Origin of the sequence: Tepidimonas sp., from assembly GCF_046292505.1 — a bacterium.
Taxonomy (GTDB): domain Bacteria; phylum Pseudomonadota; class Gammaproteobacteria; order Burkholderiales; family Burkholderiaceae_C; genus Tepidimonas.
The window spans coordinates 1-2,139 of the sequence record NZ_JBKBQX010000059.1 but is presented as its reverse complement, the minus strand read 5'-3'; the positions used below and the strand labels follow the sequence as shown (position 1 = coordinate 2,139).

Genomic DNA, 2,139 nt, shown 5'->3' with positions numbered 1-2,139 from the left:
GCATCACCCCAAAACAGCGGCTGGCCATGGCCGCATAGCTCTACTTCTCGGAGCGCTGGATTTCGGGGGGATTACCGTGGGACCGGGCATTTCTGTCTGGCATTGCCACCAAGCTCTACGGCGCGCGCACCATCGCTTCCCGCAAGAGCACACCTTGGGCCGAGGGCGAAGTGATCGACCGGGGTGATGGCGAGACCTGGACGGTGGTGGCGATCACGGGCAAGTCCGTCACCGTGCAGCGCAGCCGCGATGGCGCGCTGGCGACCCTCGGGCAACTTGGGGAGGCACGGCCATGACCAAGAAGACGCAACGCGCCAAGGCTCGGGCAGAACGCAAACCTCCCATCGGCTATGAAGTGATCCGCCCGGACGGCAGCGTGATCCGCTATGTGCGGGAAGAGGACGATGACCAGAAGCCGGTCGACCACTACCGCTCCGTGGACACGCTGGCGCTGATGCTCAGGAACGGCAGCATCACCGGCGCCATGCACGACGCGGGGCAACAGTTCTCGCAGGATTTCGCACGGGCCTTTGCCAGCGGCGTGGCCAGTAGTCGGCTCGATGGTTTGCCGGCTGGAACCGCGCCTGCGCAGATGATGCTCGAGAAAAACGCTGGCGCTGCCCTTGCGGTTCGGGATGCGCTGGATGTGGTGGGTGGCAGTGGCAGTCCGGCGGGATCGGCGCTGTGGTACGTGGCCGGGCTGCAGATGTCGATCCGCGATTGGGCCTTGCGCGATGGCTGGAACGGCAAGCGTGTCGAGAAAAACGAGGCCAAGGGCATCCTGGTCGCTGCACTCGGCGTGCTGGCCCGGTACTACGGCTATGAGCGAGCGCCCAAGCCTCGGCGGGAGACATTAACGCACGCTTGACTTGTCAGGACATCGTCCGGACGCTATTATGGAGGTAGTTTCAGAACATGAGGGTTGCCATGAGCACCTTGAATCTCTCCAAAACCGAACGGATCGATGTCCGCGCCAGCAGCTCTGTCAAGCAACTGCTGCAGGAGGCTGCGCGTTCGTGCCATAAGAACGTCAGTGAATTCCTGCTCGATGCCGGGGTGATCGCGGCCAACCAGGCACTGGCAGATCGTCGTCACTTTGTGCTGAACGACGACCAGTGGCAGGCGTTTCAGCAGGCGCTGGATCGCCCAGTTCAAGCCAAGCCGCGCTTGAAGAAACTGCTCAGTGAACCTGGGGTTCTGGGTTGAGTGCAGCGTATGAATCGGTCCGCAAGCTCGCGCCTGCGGATTCGACGGAAGGCTTCGACTGCGGGCAACCGCCGCTCAACCAGTTCCTGCAACGCTATGCCCTGGTCAACCAGAAGGCCAACAGCGCCCAGACCTACGTGTGCTGCCTTGGCGGTGAGGTCGTGGGCTTCTACAGTCTGGCGGTCGGAAGTGTTGATCCAGAGGATGCTCCAGCACGCGTCATGAAGGGCTTGGCCCGGCATCCGGTGCCGGTCATGATCCTGGCACGGCTGGCCGTGGATCGTGATCATCAGGGGAAAGGCCTGGGGAAGGCGCTGCTCAAGGACGCGCTGCTGCGCACCGCACAGGCGGCTGACATCGCTGGCATTCGTTGCCTGCTGGTTCATGCCAAGGATGAGGCTGCGCGGCAGTGGTATGAATCCTGGGAGTTCGACCCCAGTCCGACTGATCCCTATCACCTGTTCCTGATGCTCAAGGATCTCAAGGCGTTACTGGCGGGGTGATTCGATCAGAAGCGGAAAATTTTTTGAGGTTGTTTTCCGAAACCTGATTGAATCCCGTCCGGACACAAAGTACAGTAATTCCGTACTGCTAATAACTGCGCCCACCCGATTCGTTCCGGTGGGCGTTGTGCTTTCTGGGTCGGGCAAACGCCCCGCGCCCCACCTGCTCCGCTTCTGGAGACTCCCCCATGAAACTCATCATCACCCGCCCGGTGGTCCTCACCGGCGACGGCGGCGTGCGCTCGTTCGTCCCCGGCCTGACGGTCGAGGTCGATGCAGCCACCGCCGAACAGATCCTGGCGCAGCAGGCGGGCATTTCTGCTGAGCCTGCCGCCGAAGCCCCTTCTACACCACGCCGCCGGAAGTCCGCCGATGCTGAAACTTGACGTCACCGCCGATGTGGCCAAGGCGACCGAGCATCTGTCTGATC

At 62.4% G+C, this 2,139-nt stretch carries 5 protein-coding genes; all 5 read left to right on the top strand.

Annotated elements, in window-relative coordinates; translation table 11 throughout:
* Positions 1-170: 170 nt before the first annotated feature.
* Positions 171-296, top strand: a complete 126-nt coding sequence (locus ACK4TH_RS11495; RefSeq protein ID WP_409626601.1) for a hypothetical protein — start codon at positions 171-173, stop codon at positions 294-296.
* Positions 293-868 carry a hypothetical protein gene (locus ACK4TH_RS11490; RefSeq protein ID WP_409626599.1) on the top strand — a complete coding sequence of 192 codons (576 nt, stop codon included), beginning with the start codon at positions 293-295 and terminating at the stop codon, positions 866-868. Before ACK4TH_RS11495 ends, ACK4TH_RS11490 begins: the two co-directional genes overlap by 4 nt.
* Before the next feature lie 59 nt (positions 869-927).
* Complete coding sequence (locus tag ACK4TH_RS11485) at positions 928-1,206, top strand: DUF1778 domain-containing protein (RefSeq protein WP_021251077.1); 279 nt, start codon at positions 928-930, stop codon at positions 1,204-1,206.
* Positions 1,203-1,709: a GNAT family N-acetyltransferase gene (locus ACK4TH_RS11480; protein WP_269263494.1), complete on the top strand. Its 507-nt coding sequence runs from the start codon at positions 1,203-1,205 to the stop codon at positions 1,707-1,709. Before ACK4TH_RS11485 ends, ACK4TH_RS11480 begins: the two co-directional genes overlap by 4 nt.
* A gap of 188 nt (positions 1,710-1,897) precedes the next feature.
* Positions 1,898-2,095: a hypothetical protein gene (locus ACK4TH_RS11475; protein WP_409626596.1), complete on the top strand. Its 198-nt coding sequence runs from the start codon at positions 1,898-1,900 to the stop codon at positions 2,093-2,095.
* The last annotated feature ends 44 nt before the right edge of the window (positions 2,096-2,139 follow it).